The following is a 25,841-nucleotide window of genomic DNA, read 5'->3' on the forward strand; positions in this document are numbered from 1 at the left end:
TGATATCACTTTTTTTGAAACCCCTTGTAAGAATATTTTGCAGGTGTATTCAACTGTTTTGTCATCTTAATTAATGAGTTTGTTTTTACTTAAGCATATGATTTAAATGAACTTGGCTTATGAATTGATATGGGTGTAACAACCGAAAACAATTTATTTAATTATGGAAACAAAAAAAGAGTATACCTTAAAGGAACTCATTCATGAATCTGCAGAAGATCCCAACGAAAATGATTTTTTTGAACTGGAAAAACCAGCGCTGCTGGAAGTGAATTTAAGAAATCAGAAGATTATGGCAAAGGCCGGATCAATGGTTGCTTATATTGGCAATGTAGATTTTAAACGTGAGGGCTTGTTAAGCAAAGGATTGGGAGGCTTATTAAAAAAAGCGATATCTGGCGAAGGTACATCACTGATGCATGCAGCAGGAACAGGCAAACTTTATTTAGCTGATGAGGGTAAGAAGGTTAAAATTATTAAGCTTCAAAATGAGTCAGTTTTTGTAAATGGAAATGATGTTCTGGCACTTGAAGATAGCATTAAAAACGAAATTAAAATGTTGAAAAGTGTAGCTGGAATGATGAGTGGTGGATTATTTCAAGTGAAACTTTCAGGTAGCGGATATATTGCCATTACTACTCATGGAGAGCCGATTTTGCTAAGAGTAAGTGCAAACCAGCCTGTTTATACCGATCCAAATGCTACAGTGGCCTGGTCAGAAAATTTATCTCCAAATATTAAAACGAATCTTACTTTTGGCTCATTCATAGGTAGAGGTAGCGGTGAATCGTTTCAGTTAGAATTTTTTGGCGAGGGTTGGGTTTTGGTTCAGCCATATGAAGAAGTAAAATACGCTCAAAAATAATCTGACCATAAAAAATCCCGGCAATTTTTTAATTTGCCGGGATTAATATTTTACAACACTGTTATTATACGCCACCCATCACGGTTAATTTCTCCATGGTTGGATTTACACTTCCACCCATTGGTTCTAAAGTAACTGCAAAAGCCTGTGCTTCCTGTATGGTTTGCATTTTTAAAAGCGCTTCTTTTGAAGTAGAATCTGTTTTACCAAATACGCCTAGGCTTACTGGTTTACCATTAACCATTGCCCAAAGTTGATATTCATGTTGAGCATCTGCCTTTGGAAGATCCATTGCCAGGTAATTAATCAATACACTTTTATTCTTTTTGTTCCAATAGACATTCATTTTTGACTGAGGACTTATCGCCTGTCCCTGCATTTTGATGGTAGCCCATTCCTTGCTATCATTCATCTCCACCAGATTGCTTAATCCCTGGTTAGAATATTCCAGTTTGCTTACAATGCCTGCAAATTTTTGTTTATCTAAATTTAAGCTGGCAATCTGGTCATGGGCATCTGTTAATTTACTATAGGTAATAAACAATGCTGCGGTACTAATAACCAGGAGTGCTACACAAGCTACCAAAGCATAACGCAAAGTTTTTATCTTTCCATCATTAGGTTCAAGCTGAACTATTTTTGTTTCTTGTGGTAGTGATGGTATAAGAACAGGTTCAGTCTGTTCATCTAAGCTGATGCCTAATTTTTCAAATAATTTTGTTTCAACAGATGCAGATGGTTGTATTGCATTTTGCATGGCAAACTTTTCCATTGCACTTTCAATGGCAGCAAGTTCTTCTCTGACTTCCTGATGTTTAATAGCTATTTCTTGTACCTGCAGCGCTTCCTGGGGCGATAAATCACCCAAAACGTACAGTTCAAGTACTCCTGATTCGATATATGCTTTTAAATTTTCCACGCTCAATTAAAACTCCTTCTCAATTCAATAATAGCCAAACGAATACGGGTTTTCACCGTACCTAATGGCAGATCTAACTTTTCTGCGGCTTCTACATGTGTAAAGCCCTTATAATAAACTAAATCAAGAACGGCTTGTAAGTCCGGTTTAAGATTTTCAACAAGTTGCTTAATCCCAAGTACATCCGGGTTAAAGGTAACTTTGTTTTGTTCATCAACGAAACTTACGTTATTTTCTATATCCTGGTTTTTGAGTGAATTTTTAAAATCCTTAGAACGTAATTTATCAATAGACAAATTACGGGCAATATTCATCATCCACGTAAAGAGTCTTCCCTTTGTATTGTCATAATATTCGGCAGATTGCCAAATTTTTACAAAGGTTTCCTGTAGCACATCTTCTGCCAGTTCAGTATGGGTAATAATTCTAGAAATAACGCCATAAAGCGCTGGTGAATACATGCTATACAATGTTTTTAACACTGTCGAATCTTTCGATTGCAGTGCAAGAACAAGTTCAGGTTCAGTTAATGTAGATTTTTTTAATGCAGTCACTATGAATACTAAGATACATTACTGAACACTAAAAGCAAAAAAATGTTTTATAAACAAATTCCTTTTTGGAGTGCGATTTATAAAACATTCTATTCATCATTTATAATTTTCTATGCTAAGCTATACCATCAATAGGGAAAAGATGTTTTTCAGCGTGGTAAGAAGAGCGAACCAATGGACCACTTTCTACATATTTTAATCCTTTGGATAAGCCAACTTCTTTATACATGGCAAACTGATCCGGATGAATCCAGTCGATAACCGGGTGGTGATTACGGGTAGGTTGTAAATACTGTCCCAGTGTTAAAATATGCACACCATTTGCAACCAGGTCATCCATTGCTTCAAAAATATCTTCATCAGTTTCACCCAAGCCAAGCATAATACCTGTTTTAGTTCTCAAACCAAATTCTGAAATTCTTTTCAAAGCTTCTAAACTTCTATCATATTTAGCCTGGATTCTTACCTGTCGGGTTAGGCGTTTAACTGTTTCCATATTATGTGAAACCACTTCCGGACGTTCTTCCAATACACGATATAAATTATCCCACTGGCCTTTAAAATCAGGAATTAGTGTTTCAAGGGTAGTTATAGGGCTTTCTCTCCGAATGGCTTGAAGTGTTTCTGCCCAGATAATGGAACCACCATCTTTAAGATCATCACGGTCTACCGATGTGATTACGCAGTGTTTTACACCCATTAATCTCACTGAATCTGCAATGCGATTAGGTTCATCAACATCAACAGCTAAGGGCCGGCCAGTGGCCACTGCGCAAAAGGAACAACTACGTGTACAAATATTTCCCAGAATCATGAAAGTTGCGGTACCTGCACCCCAGCATTCGCCCATATTCGGACAGTTACCACTTTCGCAAATGGTATGGAGCTTGTGGGTGTCAACTAAACTACGAACCTGAGCGTATTCTTTGCCTACAGGCAACTTTACACGCAACCAATCTGGCTTACGTTTAACTTCAGTTACAGCAGGTACTACTGGTAGATCAATCATAATGCAAAGTTAAGGATTAGGATTGAAAAGTGGCAATATGGAAATGTTGTAATGTTGTAATGTTTGAGGATTTATGAATGGATCAAAATTTGGTAAATGAGATGTTATTAATGATTATATTAAAAGATGTAAGATAAAAATGAAGCAGAATTTTTCTAAACCGATCTATTTAACTTTTAGTTCTGTTTTTATAATGCCATTTTTATTAATTTTTTTATTGGTGATTTAAAACGGAATGGCTTTTGCGAAATGTTATTGTATAAGAAATGTTTTACTAAATTAAATTCTAATTTTTTGGCAATTTTTTTTAGTTTTCCAACTGCAAAATTCGTTGTATGTTTAAAATGATTCTAAATTTGTAACTCCTTTAAGATAAAATGACTAAAAAGAAAAAGACAGTTGGCAAAACTGACGCAGATGTGATTTTAATTGGCGCTGGTATCATGAGCGCTACCCTTGGTGTTTTATTAAAAGAGTTAGAGCCCGGTTTAAGTATCGAAATTTACGAAAGACTTGATATTGCAGCAGCTGAAAGCTCTGATGCCTGGAATAATGCAGGAACGGGACACTCTGCTTTTTGCGAATTAAATTATACACCCGAAAAAAGTGATGGAACGGTTGAAACTAAAAAAGCGGTACAAATTGCCGAAAATTTTGAGGTTTCTAAACAGTTCTGGGCATATCTTATCGAAAAGGGGTTGGTTTCAAATCCAGGAAACTTCATTCGGAAAATTCCGCATATGAGCTTTGTTTGGGGGAAGAAAAATGTAGATTACCTTAGAAAACGCTATGAGGCATTGCAAAAATGCACGCTGTTTAGCGAAATGGAATATACTGATGATGCAAAAGTAATTGATACCTGGGCTCCTCTGATTATGGAAGGGCGCAAGAAAGATGAAAAAATTGCAGCTACTAAAATGGATTTAGGAACCGATGTTAATTTTGGCTCTCTAACCCGGGATATGTTTAATCACCTTAAAGAACAGGAAAACGTAAACTTATATTTTAACCACGAAATTCGTGATTTAAAGAAAAATAAGGATGGAAACTGGGTAATTAAGGTGAAAGATTTGGAAACTAATGATACACGCAAGCGTGTGGCTAAATTCATTTTCATTGGTGCTGGTGGTGGTTCTTTGCCACTATTAGAAAAGTCAGGCATTCCGGAAGGTAAGGGTTTTGGTGGTTTCCCGGTTAGCGGACAGTGGTTGAAATGTACAAACGATGAAATTATTGCCAAACACCATGCAAAGGTTTATGGTAAGGCAGCAGTTGGTGCACCTCCAATGTCTGTTCCGCATTTAGATACCAGAATGATTAATGGCAAACAGGCCCTGCTTTTTGGTCCTTATGCTGGTTTTTCTACCAAGTTCCTTAAAAATGGATCTTTTTTAGATTTACCGAAGTCCATCAAGTTTAATAATATTCGTCCGATGATTTCTGCCGGATTGCATAATCTTGATTTAACCAAATATTTAATTGAGCAGGTAAGACAATCTCCTGAAGATAGGCTAGAGGCTTTGAAGGAATATTTACCTACGGCAGAATTAAAAGATTGGGAATTGGAATATGCCGGACAACGGGTACAGGTAATTAAAAAGGATGAGAAAAAAGGTGGCGTTTTAGAATTTGGTACCGAAGTAGTTAGCGCGGCAGATGGATCTATTGCAGCGCTTCTAGGTGCATCTCCGGGTGCCTCCACAGCAGTTTCCATTATGTTGGAATTACTAGCGCGTTGTTTCAAAGAGGATTTAGCTACTGATGAATGGCAGGCTAAAATAAAAGATATGATCCCAACTTATGGGAAAGAATTATCTGATGATGCTGATTTGTGCAAAAGAACAAGAGAAAGAACTTCTAAAGTTCTGGAAATAGAAAATGCTTAATTAATATACGGTGTTAAAAGGCCGTAAATAATTAGCGAATTTAGCTTAAGAGATCAAGCAAAAAAAGGGACATGAAAATCAAATTTCATGTCCCTTTTTTATTATAAGTAGAAATATTGTTAAGCTGCGATTACTTCAGCAACTTCTTCAGCAGAGATATCACTGTGTGATGCTTCCAAAACACACTCGCCATCTTTGATTAATAAAATTTGTGGAGACTGGTGTGCTACATTAAAAATTTCTGCAATTGAGTTGGAAATTTCGCGATAGCTGATTAAATCTAAAAAGTAAAGTGTTGTATCTTCCGGAATCACTTCCCAATTAAATTCGAAATTCCTTTTCGCCATCATCGAAATAGAGCAACGGGTGCTGTGCTTAAAAATTAAGTTGTAGCCTTCTGCACTTTTAATTTCGTTTAACTGATCCAGTGATGTTAAATTAACCCAAGTCATAGTAAATATTGTTTATAGGGATAACAGCTGCATGAAGATAATGTTCTGCAAATGACCTAAAAATGAAAATTAATAAATGTGTTTGTATTTAGTTTCTTCTGCGTCTGCCTTCAGGATAAGAGCTATATGCCGGGCAAAGTTTAGAAGAACAAGATTCTAAAATGGTAATGGTGCAAAACACCGCCAGTAATAAGATGGCTACTTTTTTCATTGGATGGTTAATTTAATTCGCTAAGGTACAAATAGTTTGTGAAAGGGCAAGTTAAATATTTGCTGCTAAATCAGCCATCTTAATCGCCGTTATTGCGGCCTCATCTCCTTTATTGCCATGCTTTCCACCTGCACGATCCTGAGCCTGCTCCAGGTTATTGGTGGTTAATACACCAAAAATAACTGGCTTGCTGTATTTAATACCCACATTGGTTACACCCTGAGCTACGGCATCGCAAATGAAATCAAAATGTTTGGTGTCGCCCTGAATTACACAACCTAAACAAATTACCGCATCAACGTCACTTTTTTTACTTAATAATATTTCGGCTCCACCAGTTAATTCGAAGCTTCCGGGAACGGGCAAAGAAATAATATTTTCTTCCTTCACACCATTTTCTATCAGGGTTTTTAAAGCACCATTGTATAAAGCACCGGTAATCTCAGCATTCCATTCGGCTACAATAATTCCAAATTTATAATTAGCACCATTGGGCACCGTGGTATGAGAGAAATCAGAAAGATTTTTAAGTTGTGTTGACATGTAGCAAAGATAGGGCTAAGCTTTGAATGTTGGAAACAGAAATGTTTAACGGTTGTAAGTTTTAATCAGGTTAATTGAATACTACTATAAGTTGCACCTATGGGAATGATTTTATTCCCCACCCAAATCTGATTTCGGTCGAACTTTGTAATTTGACTTTTGGCCACTATGAAAGCCCTGTGACACCTAATGAATGCAGCTTTGGGCAAAAGTTCTGCCAAATCATTAATCGTGATTCTTGAACTTAAAAGCTTATCCTTTAGTTGGAGCTGGGTATAATTTCCTGAAGCTTCTATGTAAAGAATATCGGCCAACTCTACTTTAATCTGTTCGTAGCCATCTTTTATAAAAATATAACTGGCTTTGTTTTCTGTGATCTGGTTACGAAGATTATACAACTCTTGTGCCTTATTGCAGGCTTTTAAAAAACGAGAAAGTGAGAAAGGTTTGAGTAGATAGTCAACTGCATCCAGTTCAAAACTTTGCACCGCATGTTCAGTGTATGCCGTTGTAAAAATAACCATTGGTGGATTACTTAAACTTTTCAGGAAATCAATACCGCTGATGTCGGGCATTTTAATATCCAGAAAAATCAGGTCAACCTTATTTAGTTGCATATAACTAATGGCCAGAAAAGCATCTGTAAAAGTTTCAGACAGATTTAAAAACAGAACTTTTGCCGCATGAGATTTTACAATATCAAGTGCAATGGGTTCATCATCTATGGCAATAGCAATCATCTTAATTTATTCAATGCAGCAATATAGGTATAAGATTAATCCAGTTGTAATGTTAAATGAACAAAAAACTCCTTTGCAGTTTCACGGATAATCAGTTCATGCTTGCCATAATAGATTAATGATAAACGCTGTTTCACATTTTCAAGTCCTATACCACTTTTTAGCTTTTCAGGATCGTTATCTGCCTTGATGTAGATGCTATTGCTCACATCAAAGTATAAGGTATTTTCTTTTGTTTGCAGGGTAATTTTAATATAAGAAGACTGTTGCAAGCTGATGCCATGTTTAAAAGCATTTTCTATAAATGGAATTAATAACATCGGCGTAATTTGCAGGTTATTAATTTGCTCTTCAATAGCCGTATCAATTTTTATATCTCCAGAACGTGATGTCCTGAGTTTTTGAAGGTCAATGTAATTGTTCAGGTATTCAACTTCGCGGGTTAAGGAAATCTTATCCTGCATATTTTCGTGTAACATGAAGCGCATCATGTCGCCAAGTTTCTGAATGCCTTCTCCGGTTCGTTCGGCATTTTCTTGTAAGGCAGTTCCAAATAAGGTATTTAATGCGTTGAAAAGAAAGTGTGGATTAATCTGAGATTTTAGAAAATTCAAACTGGCATCTGATTTTCCAAGTTCAGTTTTAAGCATTTGAATTTCAGTCTGCTTCTCAAATTTATTTTTATAAATATACCAGGCGGCAGGAGTTGTTATACAAACTAAACTGATCAAGGTAAGCGCTAATGTAAGTGGTACTGCATTTCCTCCGCTCATAAAACCGGCAAGTAACAGGAGAATAAATGGAATGATCAGGATTGATATGGCTAAATTTCCCCAAAAATATCGGCCAAATCCTTTCATTTCCTTTCTAAGGTTAGGAATGATGTGATAGATAGAAAGAAAGGCCAGAATTACATTTACCGGTGGTGCGATGAGCCAAAAAACAAGAATTTCGTTATCGGATTTAGCAGATATCACTGCCATCAAAATCATTAAAGAGATTAACCATATTCTGGTGGTTATAAATATCTCAGGAATAATGTTCTTACCATAGCTTTTCAAAAACTGAATTTTATTAATGAGTGCCAGCCCCTGTTCGTTAAAATAGGCATAGATATTAAAAAGTAGGTAAAGAAAGAAAATATAGGTAAAGGCCTCACCAAAAAAAATACCATACCCATTATTTACATCTTCCATTTCTACCAGGCGATAGGCTTGCGAGTAAGTATTGGCAACCATCCAGGTGATGATAGAAATAGCGGTAACGATAACCGATAAAATAACATTTAACGCAATGTTATTTTTACGGGTTAATTGAGGCATAAAGCAGAAATTAAAAAGCAGAAAACTGATGTATATAATGCTGATTTTGAATAATTCAGGCAGGAAGAAATTTTTTATTACCGAAAAATCAATGCCATTCTCTTCAAACCGATAGCTGCTGCCAGAGCCATAAGTAGTTTGTGAGCAAATACTAATTAGGGCCAGAATATAAAGTGTGGTAGAAATCCAGAACTCCAGCTGGTTAATGTTTTTTGCTTTTGTAGGAGGTGTAGTTTCTGATAAGATGTACATATAGCTTGTAAATTATACCACAATGCTACAAAGAGTTATTTATTTGTTATTTAAAATGTGATGGATGCGTTAAAAAATGTGATGAACATAAGGTTTCAAGTTTAAAGGCTGTAAGTGCATAAACACAAATATTTCATTACCTCGTTCCATATTCACTTATTATCTTTGAGCACAAAAAATTACTCACTCAATAATTCAACAATTCATTCATTCAAAAATCTACTCATTCAATAATCATATGATCGTTTACGGAATACCCAATTGCAATACAGTAAAAAAATCACTAGACTGGTTAAAGGAAAATAAAATCGATTTCGAGTTTCACGATTTTAAGAAAAAAGGGATCACTGTAGAAAAGCTAAATGAATGGTGTAAAGTTTTTGGCTGGGAAACGGTGTTGAACCGTAAGGGACTTACCTGGAAAAAACTAAGCAAGGAAGAACAGGTTAATATTAATAATCAGGAAAAAGCAATTGCTTACCTGATTGATAATACAAGTGCCATCAAGCGTCCGGTGATTGAAAAGGATGGTCAGCCAGTTTTAATATCTTTTGATGAATCTCTTTATGCTAAAACACTAGCCTAAATCATGTGTTGTATTGTTAAAGTTTGTTAAATGCAAGCTTTAGATATTTTCCTAACTTACTTTTGAATATGTATAAGCTGATCATTTTCCTTTTCCTCGCATTGCCTGCCGGTGTTATTGCACAAACCGTAACTACAGGTACAGTATTCGATTATTCGAAAAAAACAATTTCATTACCTGGTGTCTCTGTCCGAAACCTCAATAGTAAGAAAACAACCAGTACAAATAGAGAAGGTAAATATACTATTGCCGCAACTATTGGTGATTTAATAGAATTTTCAGCAGTTGGCTATCATACAGATACCTTATACTTAACAAATTTGTTAAACAGAACCATTTATCTTCCGGTAAAATCCAATAGCTTAGCAGATGTAGATGTAAGAGGGGTAAGGATGAATAGCCAGATTACGGATGCGAAAGATCCTTTAGCCGAAAAATATACGCTATTAAATACTGGTGGAAACCTGAACAGAAAAAGGATGACGGATAAAGTAGGTGGTTTAAGCCTCAACTTAGGATATGGTAAGTACAAAAGACAGCAACGCAAAGAGGCTGAATTAGAAGAAAAAGATATGTACCAGGAAGAGATTGACGCAAATTTTAGCGAAAAAGCCGTTACAGATTTAACTAAACTACAGGGTGAAGATCTAAAAAACTTTATGATCATTTACCGCCCATCGGTAGAGCAGATCAAAGCAGAAAGACCTTATCGCTATAATTATTATATCTCAAGAGCATTTGTTGCCTGGCAAAAACTCACTCCACAGCAAAAAAAATTACAGGATTTACCCAAATTAAAGGTGAATTAATAAAAAACCTAATTTCTGGCAGTAACATTATAAGCACATATGTCGTCATATGTGCTTATTCTTTATATTTACATCCGTAATACAACTTATTCACATGAAAATAACCAGACTAATCGCTTTGTGCGCCTTTAGCTGTGCTTCCGCTTTATCTGCTTTTGCGCAACAGGCTGCACCAGTATCCAATTACAATTCGGCCGATGCTTTCGGACCACTTTTTTACACTCAAAATGGAAATGAATTTCGCTCTGCCAATGGTGCGCCAGGGGCTAAATATTGGCAAAACCGGGTAGATTATAATATTACCGCAAACCTTGATGAAACTCAAAACCTGGTTACAGGCTCAGTAACCTTAACCTATAAAAACAATAGTCCTGATCAACTTCCCTATTTATGGTTACAACTGGATCAGAATACTTTTAAAGAAAATTCGCGGGGCAAGCAAATCACACCATCCCGTAGCCGTTATGGCGCCCAGGGTGAAAAATTTGATGGTGGCTACCAAATTAAAAATGTGAGCGTATTAAAAAAATCCAGCGCGGTAAAATTTACCTCATTGATTGAAGATACACGGATGCAGATTCGCCTGGATCAACCTTTGGCTGCTAATGGTGAGGTGATTACCATTAAAATAGATTATTCATATGTGGTACCAAAAGAAGGATCAGATAGAACAGGTCATTTAACTACTAAAAATGGAGAAATCTTCGCCATTGCACAATGGTTTCCACGCATGTGCGTATATGATGATGTAATTGGCTGGAACACTTTGCCTTACTGGGGTGGAGGTGAGTTTTATTGTGAATATGGTGACATCAATTTCGCCATTACAGCCCCTGCAAGTCACATTGTAATGGGTTCGGGTGAACTTTTAAATCCATCGGAAGTATTTACACCAGAACAATTAAAAAGATGGAACGCTGCAAAAAATAGTGATGAAACAGTTCATATCCGCACGGAAGCAGAAGTTACAGATCCAAAATCACGTCCGGAAAAAGATAAATTAACCTGGAAATATAAAATTGTTAATGCACGTGATGCGGCTTGGGCTTCATCAAAAGCTTTTGTTCTGGATGCTGCAAGAATCAATTTGCCAAGTGGTAAAAAATCACTGGCCGTTTCTGCGCAGCCAATAGAAAGCAATGGTGTAGATGCTTATGGAAGAGGTGTAGAATATGTGAAAACATCAATTGAACATTATTCTTCAAAATGGTTTGAATACCCATATCCAATGGCCGTTAATGTAGCCACAAACATCGGTGGTATGGAATATCCGGGTATTGTTTTCTGCGGATGGACTGCTAAAAAAGGCAGTGCATGGGGTGTAATTGATCATGAGTTTGGCCACACCTGGTTCCCAATGATTGTTGGCTCGAATGAACGTAAATTCGGGTGGATGGATGAAGGTTTTAATACTTTTATCAATGGTATTTCATCAAAAAATTTCAACAAGGGGGAATATGCTAAGCGTGCCACAAATATGAATATCATTGGCAAGCAGGTAATTGGTAATCCGAAATTTGAAAACATCATGTTAATGCCTGATGGAATGATTGAAGGTAATATTGGTATTAACTTGTACGCAAAACCAGGATGGGGACTGGATATTTTAAGAAATGAAATTTTAGGTGAAGATCGTTTTGATTATGCCTTCCGTCAATACATTAAGAATTGGGCATATAAACATCCTACACCTTATGATTTTTTTCGCTCGATGGAAAATGGTGCGGGTGAAGACTTAGCTTGGTTTTGGAGAAGCTGGTTTTTAAATAGCTGGAAGATGGATCAGGCGGTGAGTTCAGTTCAGGAAATTAAAACTGATGGAAAACTTATGGGTTATTCTATTAAAGTACTTAATCTCGAAAAAATGCCAATGCCTATTATTCTTCAGGTGAAAACCAAAAGCGGTAAAACAGATACGGTTAAAGTTCCTGTTGATGTATGGATGAAAAATAATAGCTGGTTGGTTCGTTATCCAACAAATGAAGAAGTTGTTTCTGTTACTTTGGATCCCAACAAGGTTTTACCTGATAGCAACCCTGATAATAATACCTGGACTGCCGGAACAGGCGCTAGTACGCCAACTGTTAATTTAGATCAGTATTTAGGTGTATATTCTACAACTAAGATGGCTATCAAATTCACCATTACAAAAGAAGATGGCGGATTAGTTGCACAGGCAACCGGACAACAATCTTTCCCATTGACTTATGTAAGTGAAAATAAATTTTCCTTCGAAGACGCTGGTATAGAGATATTATTTAACCCTGCTAAAAAAGAATTTAACATTACTCAAGGTGGAGGAACCACACTTTTTACAAAGGATAAATAATTATAAAATTTTAAACTTGAAGCCTGGCAAATTAGATTGCCAGGCTTTTTTTATGGTAATAGGTCTACACTTTCATCTGTATAAATGAATATTTTCGTGTCTTAAATATTGTAATTATGGAAGAACATGCTTTAGAAATTATCAACCCGGCTGGAATATATGATCCCCGTCCACATGCTTATTCGCATGTGGCCACCGTATCAGCAAAAGATTTATTGGTTTTTGTAGCTGGGCAGGGGGGAAGCAGAATGGATGGGATTTTGATTAACGATTTTAGAACGCAGGTAAAGATTGTGTTTGAAAATATTGCCATTGCACTATCCAGTAAGGGATTAACAATGCATCATATTGCAAAACTGACTACGCTTGTTGTGGGCTATGATGAGGAGAAACATCAGATACTGATAGAAGAATCTACCAAAATATGGCACGACCTGAAATTTCCGGTGAATACATTGATTCCGGTTGGAAGGTTAGCACTGGAAGGAATGTTAATTGAAATTGATGCAACTGCAATAAGTTTTTAAATGATGGATAAATATGCTGAACGTAAAAATGTTTACAAAGTCTATGACAAGATCGCGGATTGGTATTCAAAAAATCGGTCTCATGCGATAGGAGAAAAGAATTATCTGAATGAATTAATGCGATTTCTGCCTCCTAAGGCTGAAGTTTTGGATTTAGGTTGTGGAAACGGTAAACCCATGATGGAATATTTTCTCCAGGCAGGGTTGAAGGTAACAGGGGTAGATGCCAGCGATAAAATGCTTGAACTGGCAAGAGCAAGTTTCCCTGCAGAAAATTTCATACTTGAAGACATGCGAAAACTTCAACTAGGTAGAAAGTTTAATGCCATTATTGCCTGGCACAGTTTCTTTCATTTACCTGCAGCAGATCAACCAGGTATGTTTAAGGTTTTTGCAGATCATCTTCATGATAAAGGTATTTTGTTATTTACTTCAGGAACAGAAAACGGTGAGGTATGGGGCTCTATAGGTGGTGAGGACTTATTCCATGCCTCATTGGATACATCCAGTTACGAAGCAATTTTATTGGGAAATAATTTTAAAGTTCTTAAACATCAGATTAATGACCAAAGCTGCGGAGGGGCAAACGTTTGGATGGCACAGCATTCTCCTGATTTGGGAGGTGATTTAGGTTAACTATTTTAGCTTACCTTTGTGCAAATTACCCAATATTCATCTTATTAATTCAACCTATGGCAGAAACGCAAAAGAACAATCCTTTACATGGTATTACATTAGAAAAAATTGTAACTGATCTACAATTGCATTATGGCTGGGAAAAATTGGGCACCCTGATCAGAATTGATTGTTTTACTAATAATCAAAGCATTAAATCAAGCTTAAATTTCTTGCGAAGAATGCCTTGGGCCCGTAAAAAGGTGGAGGATTTATATGTAGATACTTTTCATAAATAGCATCTTATCGATCAAATTCTTTTTCTAGTCCTTGCCTCAAATCGAACAATAACCATTGTTTGTTTTTTACGTCAATCTGTTTGTTTTTGAGCAATTGAATAAAATCTTTCACCCCAATTTCTTCATTGCCATTTCCATGGATCAGGACAATACTCCCCGAATTGGGCATTTGTCCCTTTGCAAGCCAGGCATCACTCCCAACAGGTATTAAGCCATAAAACTCAATTTTATCTACTGTACTTTGATTGGAAACAAGGCCAGGAAACCTAAAAAACACGGAAGGTATCAATCCGTTTTTCAGCATGAGTTTTTCATTTTCCAATACCTCAACATCTAAATTAGTTCCAGGAGCCAGTAAGAAATTTTCAGTTAAGGGCAGGTTATTCACTTCATGATGGTAAGAATGATTGATCCAGGTAATATCCAACTCATTTTTCTGCACTAAACCTTTTAACCAATTTAAATCATTTTGGTGCTTTAGCATCCATTTTCCTGATACAGAAATGGCTAGGGGTGCAGGTTGTTCTATTTTTTTAAATTCTTCAAAAACCGATTGAAAGATAATGCGATCCAGATTTTTATGTGAAGGACAAAGATCAATGGTAAGTGCGATACCCTTTTCCTTTGGAATGGAGTGGTCTATACCTGCGTTTTGCAATTGTAAGTCTTTTGCAGCTGCAGACTGCAAGGCTTTCACATACGGACTATTCTCGAAAGTTGCCATTACTTTCGGCCATTTTAAACTACTGGTGTTATAATTCCCGGCTAGATCTACTTTGGTATCCAGCGTTTCTGTATTTAACAGTAATAAATATTTTTGATTGTTATTAGCGAAACTTCTGATGGCCAGGAGCTTTTCAGTGCCTTTGATTGCAATAGAAAAACTGACTTTATACTGCTTGATCTGATCAAAATTTTGTCCGAAACTATTGGTGCCAATGAATGGCATCATCATAAAAACAATGTATAGAAATCTGGATAATTTCATTATTCCTTATTTAAAATCTTTCTAATTTAGTCTAAAAATTTTATCTTTACCCAAGAAGGTCATGAACAAAGAAAAGGTAAAATTATGGTTTAAGCGAGTGGGCTTAGTCGGGTTTTTATTCTTCCTGATTAAGGGATTGATCTGGCTTGTGGTTTTTTATTTTATTGGTAAAAACGTTACTTAAAAGTAAAAAGCATATTGGCCAGGAAATTCCACACAAATACAATTACAATGGCGAAGAATTTGGCCAGATAAAAATTCGTTCCATTTTTTCTTTGATGAAAAAGATAAATAATAAATGTGTTTAAGCCCAATCCAATTAAGCTCACCACCAGAAATTTACTAAATTCAGTTCCCCAATGTACATTCGTACTTTCAAAAGTCCAAACCCGGTTAATTAAATAGTTGTTGGTTACTGCCAGACTAAAACCAATGGCATTTGCCAGGTACTTATTTACTTTAATTTTTTCTTTAAAAAGCCAGGTGGCGCCAAAATCAATTGCCATCCCAAGTAAGCCTGTCAGTCCGAATTTAATGATGCGAAAGAATACCTCCATATTAGTGCAGTTTAACCAAATAGAAATGTTCTAAAACCTGTGGACGAGTTTTAGCATTTAAAAATTTACCTGTTAATTTGGTAATGTGAAAATATTCAAATGATTTTAACACCTCTGCATGGTATTCATTTTTTAATTTATTAAGCTCATTTTCCGGGATATAAATAACCAGATCTTTGGTCTGTTTTATTTTATCTAAATCGCTGTAATTGTGCAGGTATTTTACTTCACCAGGCGCATAAAAATCAAAAGAAAAAGCATCAATATAATTTAAAACGGCAGGTTTTGCAGCAGGATAGTTTTTCTTTAACCATTCGCCAGCGATACCTCCAGATTGGTATTTCAATATTGCAGGGTAGAAGAATATAAAAAGGAACAGCATTAAGCCAACCGATACCAATACACTTCTGGCAATAATGGTTTCGAGCTTGATTCCTTTGAACAAAATAAAAGCACTTGCTAAGATAACCAATAGCATCCCAATGATGATATAAGGATAATCAAATCCATATATTAAACTCAAGGCAGAAAGCAATGCAAAAACTAAGATGGCTAATGCATTTTGCACATTAAAGAAAATCTTTAGCCCTCTGCCTTCCAGCTTTCTTAAATAAAGTGCTGTAATGATCGAAAACTGTGGGAAGATAATTAATATATAGTGCGGTAACTGAAATTTTGAAAGTGAAAATATTAAAAAGGTAATCGCAGCACTGGCCCAGATCATAATGCTTTCAGGTGCCAAGTTAATGCGGTTTTTTTTCTTTAAAAGATTAACAACTGCAGTATAGAATAATATAGACCAAGGTAAGAAAGCCCAGAGTGTAGTGTGCAGAAAAAACGAAATATCGCCTTTTCCTTTAATGGGGCCATTGTTAAAAAAGCGGCCAAACTGGCTATCCCAGAAGAAAAATTTTAAACCGGAAACGCCTGTTCTGTTGAAGACAATTTTTTCAGGATGTAAATCAAACTGTGTGTAAAGAGCATAAAGTTCAGGGGTAATGAAAACAAAAATCAATACGATTGCGATCCACCACTTTGGTTGCCACAACTGTTTATATTGTTTAGTGAATAACCAATAAATTATAAAACCTGCAAAAACAGGAATCAACACAAATATTCCTTTAATTAAAATGGCACAAGCGGCAAAAAATGAACCAGCAATAATGTGCCAGAATGATCTATGATGCGCTTTATAATAATGATAAATGGATGCCAGTGTAAATGTGGTAATGTAAATCTCCGCACGAACATCAAATGTGGAGGTAATGATGTGGAGCGCACTTAAAAAAATTACTGATGAAATTAAGCCTGTTTTTTCATCGTAAATATCTTTTGCCAGTTTATACAAATACCAGGCACCTAGTAAACCAAAAAGAAAAGACGGCAATTTATAGGCGAACGCAGTCATTCCAAATAATTTAAAAGATGCTGCAGTGATCCAAAAAGTTAAATGTGGTTTATCCAGCCAGTCGCCTCCTCGGCCGTAAAGATTAAGCCAATCCTGAAATAGAATTATATTTTTTGACATGGATGCATATAATGCACCATCGGGTTCCATTACGCCTCCAAATAAGGCAATGGTACTAATAGCCGATATCAGTGCTAAAAGGGCACTGTAAAGTTTTTTTTCAGGGATGTTCATTTTAATAGGGGCGAATCTGACTAGGGGAAATCAAATTCTTAAATCAGGTGCAAGTTAAGCCTTAAAAAAGTTATAGGATAATTTTAATGTTAAATGTTTGTAGAAAACAGTAATAAATTTGATGTGAAAGGCTTATTGCTATCTTTGTATCATGACAAAGTTATCAGTTAACATCAATAAAATTGCTACACTTCGCAACAGTCGCGGGGGTAATAATCCTGATTTAGTTAAAGTTGCATTAGATTGTGAACGTTTCGGTGCACAGGGAATTACGGTGCATCCACGTCCTGATGAGCGTCATATCAGATATCAGGATGTGTACGATCTAAAAGCAGTAATTGCAACTGAATTTAATATTGAAGGCAATTGCCGCGAAGATAAATTTGTCGACCTGGTATTGGCTAATAAGCCTGCTCAAGTAACTTTGGTGCCTGATGCCGAAGGTCAGATTACTTCCAACCACGGTTGGGATACCGTTAAGCATAAAGACTATTTAAAGGAAATGGTTGCGGTGTTCCAAAAGGAGGGTATCAGGGTTTCTATTTTTGTAGATCCTGTAGTAGACATGGTTGAGGGTGCTGTAGAAACGGGTACAGACCGAATAGAGTTATATACAGAAGCTTATGCACATAATTATTATGCAGATAGAGAAAAAGCGATTGTAAATTATATTGCGGCTGCTCATCATGCCAATCAATTAGGCCTGGGTATCAATGCTGGTCACGATTTAGATTTGCATAACCTGCGTTATTTCGCTCAAAGTATTCCTGGTTTGTTGGAGGTTTCTATTGGTCATGCTTTAATAAGTGATGCGCTTTATTTAGGGTTAGAAACTACTGTTCAAAAATATTTACAACAACTTACTTAGGTGAGCTGAAAGTCTAAAGCTAAAAGACTAAAGCTTTCACATGGAGTTTTTTATCCCACCTTATTTGAGGTTATGTCTTGATACCCGATACTATATACTTGCTACTAAATACTTGATACTATTTTCATGTTAAAAGGAATTCTCCTTGTTTTTTTTGGTGCCTGTAGTTTTGGCATCCTCTCTACATTCGTTAAACTGGCTTATCAAGAAGGTTATACTTTAGGTGATGTAACTGGTGCACAGGCATTTTTTGGTGCAGTGATTTTGTGGATTCTATTTTTCTTTCAAACTAGAACATCAGCTTACAAAGCAAAAGAAACCAAAATTACCACACCCTGGTGGAAAATGTTGCTTGCCGGAACTTGTACAGGGCTTGTCAGTATTTTTTATTATCAGTGTGTAAAACTGGTTCCGAATTCTGTTGCCATCATTTTACTGATGCAATTTATCTGGATGAGCATTTTACTCGAATTTCTAATTTTCAAGAAAAAGCCATCTGGATTGCAGTTTGTTGCTATTCTATTGGTATTAGGTGGAACAGTTCTGGCGAGTGGGATGTTAGAAACCAGTATTTCAGCATTAAACCTTAAAGGGATTGGTTTTGGTTTATTGGCTGCACTTTGTTATGCAGGCTTTTTAATGTTAAGCGGGCGGATTGGTAATGAATATCCAGCATTGAAAAAAAGTGCCTTGATGATTACTGGCGCATGTATATTGATCTTCATTATTTTTCCACCAGCTTTTTTATTTAATGGTGCGTTAGGGGGAAGTTTGTTAAAGTGGGGGTTAATCATTTCTGTATTCGGAACAGTAATTCCGCCTTTATTTTATGCAGAAGGCGTGCCCAGAATCGGCACAGCATTAAGTTCTATTTTAAGTGCGGCAGAACTGCCTATTGCCGTGATGATGGCTGGTTTCGTATTGCATGAGCAAGTATCGTTTTTACGGTGGGTGGGTGTGGCGATCATCTTATCGGCCATGGTTTTGCCAAATTTGAAGTATTTGAAGCGGAAGGTATAAGTTTTAACCGCAAAGGGCGCAAAGTTGGGAGGCTAAAAACAAATTATTAACCACCGAGTACACAGAGAAAAAAGGCACAGAGAACACGTTGATAGATTTTGGTGTTTTTATTGGCATTCATAACTAATTCTTTCCGCTCTCTGCAGTTAACCGTCTTTCTCTCTGTTTCCTCTGTGAAAAACTCTGTGATCTCTGTGGTAGAAATTAGCAGATTGATTTATTAACCACCGAGTACACAGAGAAAAAAGCACTGAGCACACCGAGGTATGGAGTGTAGTTGGTTTTTGCTTTCTTTGCAGTTAACCGTCTTGCTCTCTGTGTTTAAAATTGAAACCATTAGCTTTGGTTCCGTTGCGGTACACTTAGCGTTCTTTGCGGTTAAATTCGCTTGGATCTTTTATCTCTGAAACACTTTCCTTTCTTTGCGGTTAATCAGCTCTTTCTCTCTGTTTCCTCTGTGAAATCTCCGTGTGTCCTCTTTGGTTAAAATTGAAACGAAACACTTTGCATCCTTTGCGGTTAAACTAAAATTAAATACCTTTAAAGGCAAATGATACAACCATGAAAAAATTTACCATTTATATATTATCGCTGATCATCATCAGCTTTGCCGGATGTAAAACTAAAGTCACCATCAATCAGGATGAGGCTGGTGAGGTAATTACAGATTATTTAAAAGCCAATCCAGAATATAAAACCATCCGATTCAAATTTGGCGAGATAAAATTTAACAGTACCAATGATCTGTTTGAACTTGGGAAATACAAGTCGTTAGCCAGCAAAGGCTTGGTTACATTAAATTTAAAAGAGGCAAAAAAAAAGTTTCTTTCAAAAGATAGCAGTTTTGTTTACCAGATTAATTTAACAGATAAGGCTAGCCCATTAGTGTTGAAACAAGATGCAGATCGGGCAACAGTTAAGGCAGTAGAATATGTTTTAGCTGATGAGAAGCCAGTTAATTTTGAGCAGGTTAATTCAAGTACAGCTAAGGTAACCGTTTCATTAAAAATGATGACCACAGATTTTGAGCCTTTTGATAAAGAAGCCAATAAGAACAGTAACTTTATTACTAAAACTTATAAATTGAAGCTGGATAAAGAAGAAGGTTGGCGGGTGCAAAAATAAGCTTAGGCAGAATAATTAAAGGTATGCCCATTTTAAAGCTTAACTTTTATGCTTCAAAAACCAGGTTTTAAATTTTTTAAATAAATCTGTTTTTTTTGGCCTTGGTTTACCATCATGTGTGAGTTCATGATCATAATGATTTTGTAATTCCATTGCGTATTTTTCCTCTGCCGCATTACCTGATTTTAATTCGTCGATAAAACGAATCGCATTGTGGTTTAAAGTACTGTTAAAAGAAACAGCAAAGTATTCACCTCTTTTAACCTTTTTTTTATTCTGATTAATTTCATTGGAGCCATTTTCTGAGAAAAAATCAACGTGATAAATCAGTGGATTTAATTTTTTTAATCGCCTCGTACCTTTTCTTTCATTTCGCCATGGATGTTCTTTTTTATGTAGTTGTGCCAACAAAAAATCCTTTTTCCAAAGGGTAACCTGGTGCGACATCAAGAAATCTGATGCCTGATTATCTACTACAGCGATATTAAGTCCCTCTATAAAATGCTCACTTTGGTTGGTGGTATAAACATCAGAACTGTGCAGTTTAATTTGCTTACAGTCGTGCTGTTTTGCAAAAGAGAATAATTGCTTAAAAAAATCTGGATTTACCGGTTTGCTTAACCACATATCCTCCTGAAAATAGAGTACATATTCTTCGTCTATGTTTTTTAATAAGGTTGCCAGTCGGTCTGCCCATTCGCCCTTACCCGATTTAATATTCTGAAAACCGTTTACTGTTGCGTCCTTAACTTCTGTGGCAAAATAATAATTACACGGAATATTAAGATCCCAGTTTTTAGAGAAGAAGATGTCAAAACCCGGATAAAGAAATTCATACCGATCACAGGCGTGAACAAGTAAGGCTACATTATTTTGAAGTTCTGGCATATTAAAGAAGAAAGGATATTTATTGCCAAAGCTACTAAAAACCTGGATTTTGTCTATTATTTCACTACGAAAATATGACGATCCATAATGTGTTTAGATACCTAAAAATAGTCGGCTTTTTGCTACCTTTGCGGGAAATTTATTATTCATACCGCATGAGCTTAAATATCCATTACAAGGAAGATTTTCAAAATCGTCATATTGCACCAAATGAGGCAGATACAGCCGAGATGTTGCAAGCTATTGGCGTAAATTCTATTGATGAGCTGATTGAACAAACTGTTCCGGCAACCATTAGGTTAAAACAGCCTTTAAACTTGCCAGCAGCAAAATCAGAAACTGAATATCTGGGTGCTTTAAAACAAACTTCATTATTAAATAAGGTTTTTAAAAGCTTTATCGGTCAGGGATATTATGATACGATTACGCCGGGCGTAATTTTACGTAATGTTTTTGAAAATCCAGGATGGTATACGCAATACACGCCATACCAGGCAGAGATTGCGCAAGGTCGTTTGCAGGCTTTGTTAAATTTCCAAACGATGGTGATTGATTTAACCGGAATGGAAATCGCCAATGCTTCACTTTTAGACGAAGGTACAGCTGCGGCGGAGGCGATGTTCATGCAATACAGTACGCGTAAAAATCAGGCAGCTAAAAAGTTCTTCGTTTCTGAATTGCTTTTTGCGCAAACCATTGATATTTTAAAAACCCGTGCCAACCCTTACGGTATTGAATTAGTTATTGGCAATCATTTAGATTTTATCGCTACTGAAGATTTCTTCGGAGCAATTGTTCAGTATCCGGCAGGTAATGGTGAAGTTTTCGATTATAAAAACTTTGCTTCAGAATTACACAATCAAAATATTAAGTTAACAGTTGCTGCAGATATTTTAAGCTTAACCTTATTAACGCCTCCGGGTGAATGGGGTGCTGATATTGTGGTAGGTACAACACAACGTTTTGGTATTCCGATGGGTTTTGGTGGTCCACATGCTGCATTTTTCGCAACTAAAGAAGAATATAAACGTTCAATCCCAGGTCGTATAATAGGTGTAACCATTGATAGCCATGGTGATTATGCCTTGCGTATGGCTTTGCAAACCCGCGAGCAACACATCCGTAGAGATAAAGCAACTTCAAATATTTGTACCGCTCAGGCCTTATTGGCTATTATGGCTGGTTTTTATGCCGCTTATCACGGTCCGAAAGGATTAAAAGCGATTGCTGAACGTACACATGGTTTGGCCATTAGTCTGGCTTCAACGTTAAAAGGCTTAGGCTTTGAACAATTAAACTCAGTTTATTTCGATACGATCCGTTTTGATTTAGGCGATTTAAAAGGTGGCATCCAATCGGGATGTATTGATAATGAAATCAACTTAAACTATGTTGGTAATGTAGCCACGATCTCTATCGATGAAACTACCACATTTGCAGATGTAGCATTAATTGCTAAAATCTTCGCTAAGGTTAAAGCTATCGCTGCCGATCAGGTTGAAGTAGTAGAAAATGTAGAATCCATTATTCCTTCAGCTTTACAACGTACTTCTGCTTATTTAACGCACCCGATTTTCAACTCACATCACTCAGAGCATGAAATGTTGCGTTACATCAAATCATTAGAAGCAAAAGATTTATCGCTTTGCCATTCCATGATTGCATTGGGCAGTTGTACCATGAAATTAAACGCAACAGCAGAGATGATTCCTGTTACCTGGTCTCACTTCGGTCGCGTTCACCCATTTGCACCAGCCGATCAGGTGTTGGGTTATTATTCTGTTTTTAATGAACTGGATAAATGGTTAAGTGAAATTACTGGCTTTGCAGCCATGAGTTTACAACCAAATGCTGGTGCTCAGGGTGAGTATGCTGGTTTGATGGTTATCCGTGCTTATCATCACGATAGAGGCGATTTCCATCGTAATGTAGCTTTAATTCCTGCGTCTGCTCACGGCACAAATCCTGCATCTGCAGCCATGGCCGATATGAAAATCGTTGTGGTTAAATCTTTAGAAAATGGCAACATCGATGTTGAAGATTTAAAAGCAAAGGCGGAGTTACATAAAGATAATTTATCTTGTTTAATGGTAACTTATCCGTCAACCCATGGGGTGTTCGAAGAAAGCATTATCGAAATTTGTGAAACGATTCACGCCAACGGCGGTCAGGTTTACATGGATGGTGCGAACATGAATGCACAAGTTGGTTTAACTAGCCCTGCTAATATCGGTGCAGATGTTTGCCACTTAAACCTGCACAAAACCTTCTGTATTCCTCACGGTGGTGGTGGTCCTGGGATGGGCCCAATCGGTGTGGCTAAACATTTAGTTCCTTATCTGCCAGGTCACGCTGTGGTTGATATTGATAAAGGAAAATCAATTTCTGCGGTATCATCTGCACCATGGGGCTCAGCTTCCATTTTGATTATCTCGCATGCCTATATTGCCATGATGGGATCTGAAGGATTAACCAATGCCACTAAATATGCGATCTTAAACGCAAATTATATGAAAGCTCGTTTGGAGCAACACTATCCGGTACTTTATTCTGGTGCTCAGGGTCGTTGTGCACATGAGATGATTTTAGATTGTCGCTCATTTAAAGCCTTCGGAATTGAGGTTACGGATATTGCGAAACGTTTAATGGATTACGGTTTCCATGCACCAACAGTTTCATTTCCGGTTGCAGGTACTTTAATGGTTGAGCCTACAGAATCGGAACCTAAACATGAGTTAGACCGTTTTTGTGATGCTTTAATTGCGATTAAAAAAGAAATAGATCAAGTAGAAAACCTAACTTTTGATAAGGTTGACAACCCGTTGAAAAATGCACCTCACACCGTTGCCGTAATTACGGCAAACGAATGGGAGCATGCTTACAGCCGTCAAACCGCTGCATTCCCGTTGCCTTATGTATCAGAGCGTAAGTTCTGGCCATCAGTTGGCCGTGTAAATGATAGCCATGGCGACCGCTCATTAATCTGTGCTTGTCCGCCTGTGGAAAGTTATTTGGAAGAAATCGTTCCTTAGATTCAAAGTTTCGTCATTGCGAGGCACGAAGCAATCTCATTAGGTAAAAATCATCTGCAAGTTTTGTGAATTCATTTTCATAAAGCTTGCAGATTTTTTGTCTTAAACGATCGTCATCAGATAAATACCTTTATATATTCATCCAATGAATTATCCAATTATTTAAACGCTCCAAAATGCCATAATATTCCTGAGGGATCGTGAAGAAAACATTCACTCCCCCAATCCTCATTTCGGATGGTACTCAATTTTACATTTTCATATTTATTTGGTAAATCCAGTTTAATGAGCTCATTATAGAATTCTTCAACGTTCTCAACTTCCATAAAGATCATGGTGTTATCAACCCAATCTTTTACATATGCATTTTGTAAATAAAAGGCAAGTTCACCCATTTTAAATACAGACATCCCATCGCCTAAAGTAGCTTCCTCAAATCCTAAATCCTTATAAAAATTTCTAGATGTTTCGAAATCTTTCGCACCAATAAAGGGGCGTATTGATTTTACCTGTTTGTTCATTTGGTCAATTTTAAATTAAAAACATTGCTATTTCCTGTAATGCATTATCAATCATATTAATATCGATTGTAACCCAAGATTAAGAAATGTCGTCTGATACTGCAAATAAAATTTAAATGAAAAAAATACTCACGTTATTCATATTAACAGCCACTACTGTTAACTTTTGTTGGGCACAAACTTTTGAGGTTAAAGTAGATAGTTTACTTAACCAAATATTTAAAGACAAAAACGGACCCGGAGGTGTATTTATGGTCGCCAAAAATGGTAAACCCGTTTACCAAAAAGCTTTCGGTAATGCAAATATTGAGTTAGGTGTTAAAATGGCACCTCAAAATGTATTTCAGTTGGGTTCAATGACGAAACAATTTACTGCAATAGCAATCTTAATGTTGGTTGAACAGGGAAAAATAGATTTGCAAAAATCCATTTCAGCGTATATTCCAGACTACCCTATGGGAGATAAGATTACAGTTCATCATTTGCTTACCCACACTTCTGGTATAAAGGATTTTACTAAAATGAAATCCCTCAATCAGGTTGCACAACAAAATTTATCTCCAAAACAGATGGTCGATTTTTTTAAAAATGAGCCTATGGATTTTAATCCTGGAGAAAAGTTTGAATATAACAATTCTGGTTATGTGATTCTCGGATATCTCATTGAATTGGTTTCTGGTTATACCTATGAAAACTATATCAACAAAAATATTTTTCAAAGGCTTGGTATGAAACATTCACGGTATGCCTCTGATGCGTCCATTATCAAAAACCGGGCTTATGGTTATCAGCAGAAAGCAGCAGGCTATGTAAATAAAACTGCTATTAGCTTTAGTATTCCTTTTTCATCAGGTGCTTTAATGTCTACTATAGATGATATGCTGCTTTGGCAAAATGCCTTAAACAAGGATGTACTCTTGAAACCCGAAACCATTAAAAAAGCATTTACAAAGTATAAATTAAATAGTGGCGAAACATTTAGCTATGGTTATGGCTGGCATTTAAAAGATATTGATGGGGTAGCTACGAGAGAACATGGCGGCAGCATATTTGGATTTAAAACAATGGGGGTATATATTCCTGATCAGGATATTTATATACTTGGTTTAAGCAATTGTGATTGTAATTCTCCCACACAGGTGGTTAAAGATATTGCTGGCCTGGCTTTAAAAACATTTAATAAAAAATAAGCTTCCAATTATTAAACCACAGCAATAATATGGTGTCCATAGAATGATTATGAATAAATCTTTTATTTTTGAAAAAACTTAACATAGGTCAA

The 25,841-nt window shown here is 36.4% G+C and carries 26 protein-coding genes; 13 read left to right on the plus strand and 13 right to left on the minus strand.

The window, feature by feature from the left end:
- Positions 1-163: 163 nt before the first annotated feature.
- Positions 164-865: an AIM24 family protein gene (locus AN34_RS13795; protein ID WP_029286403.1), complete on the plus strand. Its 702-nt coding sequence runs from the start codon at positions 164-166 to the stop codon at positions 863-865.
- A gap of 64 nt (positions 866-929) precedes the next feature.
- Here AN34_RS13795 and AN34_RS13800 read toward each other — a convergent pair whose 3' ends face one another.
- The 3 genes from AN34_RS13800 to lipA form a co-directional block, all read right to left on the minus strand.
- Positions 930-1,784, minus strand: a complete 855-nt coding sequence (locus tag AN34_RS13800; protein WP_029286405.1) for an anti-sigma factor domain-containing protein — start codon at positions 1,782-1,784, stop codon at positions 930-932.
- A 2-nt stretch (positions 1,785-1,786) separates the two neighbouring features.
- Positions 1,787-2,338: an RNA polymerase sigma factor gene (locus AN34_RS13805; protein ID WP_029286406.1), complete on the minus strand. Its 552-nt coding sequence runs from the start codon at positions 2,336-2,338 to the stop codon at positions 1,787-1,789.
- Positions 2,339-2,453: 115 nt separating this feature from the next.
- Entirely contained in the window at positions 2,454-3,347 is an 894-nt protein-coding gene (gene lipA / locus AN34_RS13810; protein WP_029286407.1) for a lipoyl synthase, read from the minus strand.
- A 377-nt stretch (positions 3,348-3,724) separates the two neighbouring features.
- On the opposite strand from lipA, the gene AN34_RS13815 reads away from it, so the two are divergent.
- A complete protein-coding gene (locus tag AN34_RS13815; protein ID WP_029286408.1) occupies positions 3,725-5,233 on the plus strand; it encodes a malate:quinone oxidoreductase in 1,509 nt (502 codons plus the stop codon).
- A 119-nt stretch (positions 5,234-5,352) separates the two neighbouring features.
- Here the strand turns inward: AN34_RS13815 and ytxJ are convergent, their stop codons facing one another.
- The 5 genes from ytxJ to AN34_RS13835 form a co-directional block, all read right to left on the minus strand.
- Entirely contained in the window at positions 5,353-5,685 is a 333-nt protein-coding gene (ytxJ, locus tag AN34_RS13820) for a bacillithiol system redox-active protein YtxJ (protein WP_029286410.1), read from the minus strand.
- 88 nt (positions 5,686-5,773) lie between these two features.
- Positions 5,774-5,896, minus strand: a complete 123-nt coding sequence (locus tag AN34_RS22015) for a hypothetical protein (RefSeq protein ID WP_255353659.1) — start codon at positions 5,894-5,896, stop codon at positions 5,774-5,776.
- Between the two features lie 51 nt (positions 5,897-5,947).
- Entirely contained in the window at positions 5,948-6,439 is a 492-nt protein-coding gene (gene ribH, locus AN34_RS13825) for a 6,7-dimethyl-8-ribityllumazine synthase (RefSeq protein WP_029286412.1), read from the minus strand.
- 65 nt (positions 6,440-6,504) lie between these two features.
- Complete coding sequence (locus AN34_RS13830; protein WP_029286414.1) at positions 6,505-7,179, minus strand: LytTR family DNA-binding domain-containing protein; 675 nt, start codon at positions 7,177-7,179, stop codon at positions 6,505-6,507.
- A 35-nt stretch (positions 7,180-7,214) separates the two neighbouring features.
- Positions 7,215-8,753 (minus strand): sensor histidine kinase, encoded by a 1,539-nt coding sequence (locus AN34_RS13835; RefSeq protein ID WP_029286416.1) that lies wholly within the window; start codon positions 8,751-8,753, stop codon positions 7,215-7,217.
- Positions 8,754-8,991: 238 nt separating this feature from the next.
- On the opposite strand from AN34_RS13835, the gene AN34_RS13840 reads away from it, so the two are divergent.
- The 6 genes from AN34_RS13840 (at position 8,992) to AN34_RS13865 (ending at position 13,918) form a co-directional block, all read left to right on the plus strand.
- Positions 8,992-9,339 carry a Spx/MgsR family RNA polymerase-binding regulatory protein gene (locus tag AN34_RS13840; protein WP_029286418.1) on the plus strand — a complete coding sequence of 116 codons (348 nt, stop codon included), beginning with the start codon at positions 8,992-8,994 and terminating at the stop codon, positions 9,337-9,339.
- Between the two features lie 68 nt (positions 9,340-9,407).
- A complete protein-coding gene (locus tag AN34_RS13845) occupies positions 9,408-10,148 on the plus strand; it encodes a carboxypeptidase-like regulatory domain-containing protein (protein WP_029286420.1) in 741 nt (246 codons plus the stop codon).
- 94 nt (positions 10,149-10,242) lie between these two features.
- A complete protein-coding gene (locus AN34_RS13850) occupies positions 10,243-12,477 on the plus strand; it encodes a M1 family metallopeptidase (protein ID WP_029286422.1) in 2,235 nt (744 codons plus the stop codon).
- A 116-nt stretch (positions 12,478-12,593) separates the two neighbouring features.
- The gene (locus tag AN34_RS13855) at positions 12,594-13,004 is read left to right on the plus strand and encodes a RidA family protein (protein ID WP_029286424.1); all 411 of its coding nucleotides are present in this window, start codon (positions 12,594-12,596) and stop codon (positions 13,002-13,004) included.
- Positions 13,005-13,640 carry a class I SAM-dependent methyltransferase gene (locus AN34_RS13860; RefSeq protein WP_231625555.1) on the plus strand — a complete coding sequence of 212 codons (636 nt, stop codon included), beginning with the start codon at positions 13,005-13,007 and terminating at the stop codon, positions 13,638-13,640.
- A 56-nt stretch (positions 13,641-13,696) separates the two neighbouring features.
- Positions 13,697-13,918 (plus strand): VF530 family DNA-binding protein, encoded by a 222-nt coding sequence (locus AN34_RS13865; protein ID WP_029286428.1) that lies wholly within the window; start codon positions 13,697-13,699, stop codon positions 13,916-13,918.
- 4 nt (positions 13,919-13,922) lie between these two features.
- On the opposite strand, the gene AN34_RS13870 is transcribed toward AN34_RS13865, so the two are convergent.
- The 3 genes from AN34_RS13870 to AN34_RS13880 form a co-directional block, all read right to left on the minus strand.
- Entirely contained in the window at positions 13,923-14,906 is a 984-nt protein-coding gene (locus tag AN34_RS13870) for a polysaccharide deacetylase (RefSeq protein WP_029286430.1), read from the minus strand.
- A gap of 176 nt (positions 14,907-15,082) precedes the next feature.
- A complete protein-coding gene (locus tag AN34_RS13875) occupies positions 15,083-15,463 on the minus strand; it encodes a GtrA family protein (RefSeq protein WP_029286432.1) in 381 nt (126 codons plus the stop codon).
- A gap of 1 nt (position 15,464) precedes the next feature.
- On the minus strand, positions 15,465-17,105 hold the full coding sequence (locus AN34_RS13880) for a glycosyltransferase family 39 protein (protein ID WP_029286434.1): 1,641 nt from the start codon (positions 17,103-17,105) through the stop codon (positions 15,465-15,467).
- Between the two features lie 151 nt (positions 17,106-17,256).
- Between AN34_RS13880 and AN34_RS13885 the strand changes: the two genes are divergently transcribed.
- The 3 genes from AN34_RS13885 (at position 17,257) to AN34_RS13895 (ending at position 20,118) form a co-directional block, all read left to right on the plus strand.
- A complete protein-coding gene (locus AN34_RS13885; RefSeq protein ID WP_029286436.1) occupies positions 17,257-17,973 on the plus strand; it encodes a pyridoxine 5'-phosphate synthase in 717 nt (238 codons plus the stop codon).
- Between the two features lie 126 nt (positions 17,974-18,099).
- The gene (locus AN34_RS13890) at positions 18,100-18,993 is read left to right on the plus strand and encodes a DMT family transporter (RefSeq protein ID WP_029286438.1); all 894 of its coding nucleotides are present in this window, start codon (positions 18,100-18,102) and stop codon (positions 18,991-18,993) included.
- 561 nt (positions 18,994-19,554) lie between these two features.
- Entirely contained in the window at positions 19,555-20,118 is a 564-nt protein-coding gene (locus tag AN34_RS13895) for a hypothetical protein (RefSeq protein WP_029286440.1), read from the plus strand.
- 39 nt (positions 20,119-20,157) lie between these two features.
- Here AN34_RS13895 and AN34_RS13900 read toward each other — a convergent pair whose 3' ends face one another.
- The gene (locus tag AN34_RS13900) at positions 20,158-21,006 is read right to left on the minus strand and encodes a hypothetical protein (protein WP_029286442.1); all 849 of its coding nucleotides are present in this window, start codon (positions 21,004-21,006) and stop codon (positions 20,158-20,160) included.
- A gap of 155 nt (positions 21,007-21,161) precedes the next feature.
- Between AN34_RS13900 and gcvP the strand changes: the two genes are divergently transcribed.
- Complete coding sequence (gcvP, locus tag AN34_RS13905) at positions 21,162-24,038, plus strand: aminomethyl-transferring glycine dehydrogenase (RefSeq protein WP_029286444.1); 2,877 nt, start codon at positions 21,162-21,164, stop codon at positions 24,036-24,038.
- 158 nt (positions 24,039-24,196) lie between these two features.
- Here gcvP and AN34_RS13910 read toward each other — a convergent pair whose 3' ends face one another.
- Complete coding sequence (locus tag AN34_RS13910) at positions 24,197-24,559, minus strand: glyoxalase (RefSeq protein ID WP_029286446.1); 363 nt, start codon at positions 24,557-24,559, stop codon at positions 24,197-24,199.
- A gap of 116 nt (positions 24,560-24,675) precedes the next feature.
- Here AN34_RS13910 and AN34_RS13915 point away from each other — a divergent pair, with 116 nt between their 5' ends.
- On the plus strand, positions 24,676-25,749 hold the full coding sequence (locus tag AN34_RS13915) for a serine hydrolase (protein ID WP_029286449.1): 1,074 nt from the start codon (positions 24,676-24,678) through the stop codon (positions 25,747-25,749).
- The last annotated feature ends 92 nt before the right edge of the window (positions 25,750-25,841 follow it).

It is taken from the genome of Pedobacter sp. R20-19 (assembly GCF_000708265.2).
GTDB lineage: Bacteria > Bacteroidota > Bacteroidia > Sphingobacteriales > Sphingobacteriaceae > Pedobacter.

Bases quoted from the DNA above. Each gene is read 5' to 3' on its own strand.
- AN34_RS13795 (WP_029286403.1), top strand. From the start codon at position 164: ATGGAAACAAAAAAAGAGTATACCTTAAAGGAACTCATTCATGAATCT.
- lipA (WP_029286407.1), bottom strand. From the start codon at position 3,347: ATGATTGATCTACCAGTAGTACCTGCTGTAACTGAAGTTAAACGTAAG.
- AN34_RS13815 (WP_029286408.1), top strand. From the start codon at position 3,725: ATGACTAAAAAGAAAAAGACAGTTGGCAAAACTGACGCAGATGTGATT.
- ytxJ (WP_029286410.1), bottom strand. From the start codon at position 5,685: ATGACTTGGGTTAATTTAACATCACTGGATCAGTTAAACGAAATTAAA.
- AN34_RS22015 (WP_255353659.1), bottom strand. From the start codon at position 5,896: ATGAAAAAAGTAGCCATCTTATTACTGGCGGTGTTTTGCACCATTACC.
- ribH (WP_029286412.1), bottom strand. From the start codon at position 6,439: ATGTCAACACAACTTAAAAATCTTTCTGATTTCTCTCATACCACGGTG.
- AN34_RS13830 (WP_029286414.1), bottom strand. From the start codon at position 7,179: ATGATTGCTATTGCCATAGATGATGAACCCATTGCACTTGATATTGTA.
- AN34_RS13835 (WP_029286416.1), bottom strand. From the start codon at position 8,753: ATGTACATCTTATCAGAAACTACACCTCCTACAAAAGCAAAAAACATT.
- AN34_RS13840 (WP_029286418.1), top strand. From the start codon at position 8,992: ATGATCGTTTACGGAATACCCAATTGCAATACAGTAAAAAAATCACTA.
- AN34_RS13845 (WP_029286420.1), top strand. From the start codon at position 9,408: ATGTATAAGCTGATCATTTTCCTTTTCCTCGCATTGCCTGCCGGTGTT.
- AN34_RS13850 (WP_029286422.1), top strand. From the start codon at position 10,243: ATGAAAATAACCAGACTAATCGCTTTGTGCGCCTTTAGCTGTGCTTCC.
- AN34_RS13855 (WP_029286424.1), top strand. From the start codon at position 12,594: ATGGAAGAACATGCTTTAGAAATTATCAACCCGGCTGGAATATATGAT.
- AN34_RS13860 (WP_231625555.1), top strand. From the start codon at position 13,005: ATGATGGATAAATATGCTGAACGTAAAAATGTTTACAAAGTCTATGAC.
- AN34_RS13865 (WP_029286428.1), top strand. From the start codon at position 13,697: ATGGCAGAAACGCAAAAGAACAATCCTTTACATGGTATTACATTAGAA.
- AN34_RS13870 (WP_029286430.1), bottom strand. From the start codon at position 14,906: ATGAAATTATCCAGATTTCTATACATTGTTTTTATGATGATGCCATTC.
- AN34_RS13875 (WP_029286432.1), bottom strand. From the start codon at position 15,463: ATGGAGGTATTCTTTCGCATCATTAAATTCGGACTGACAGGCTTACTT.
- AN34_RS13880 (WP_029286434.1), bottom strand. From the start codon at position 17,105: ATGAACATCCCTGAAAAAAAACTTTACAGTGCCCTTTTAGCACTGATA.
- AN34_RS13885 (WP_029286436.1), top strand. From the start codon at position 17,257: ATGACAAAGTTATCAGTTAACATCAATAAAATTGCTACACTTCGCAAC.
- AN34_RS13890 (WP_029286438.1), top strand. From the start codon at position 18,100: ATGTTAAAAGGAATTCTCCTTGTTTTTTTTGGTGCCTGTAGTTTTGGC.
- AN34_RS13895 (WP_029286440.1), top strand. From the start codon at position 19,555: ATGAAAAAATTTACCATTTATATATTATCGCTGATCATCATCAGCTTT.
- AN34_RS13900 (WP_029286442.1), bottom strand. From the start codon at position 21,006: ATGCCAGAACTTCAAAATAATGTAGCCTTACTTGTTCACGCCTGTGAT.
- gcvP (WP_029286444.1), top strand. From the start codon at position 21,162: ATGAGCTTAAATATCCATTACAAGGAAGATTTTCAAAATCGTCATATT.
- AN34_RS13910 (WP_029286446.1), bottom strand. From the start codon at position 24,559: ATGAACAAACAGGTAAAATCAATACGCCCCTTTATTGGTGCGAAAGAT.
- AN34_RS13915 (WP_029286449.1), top strand. From the start codon at position 24,676: ATGAAAAAAATACTCACGTTATTCATATTAACAGCCACTACTGTTAAC.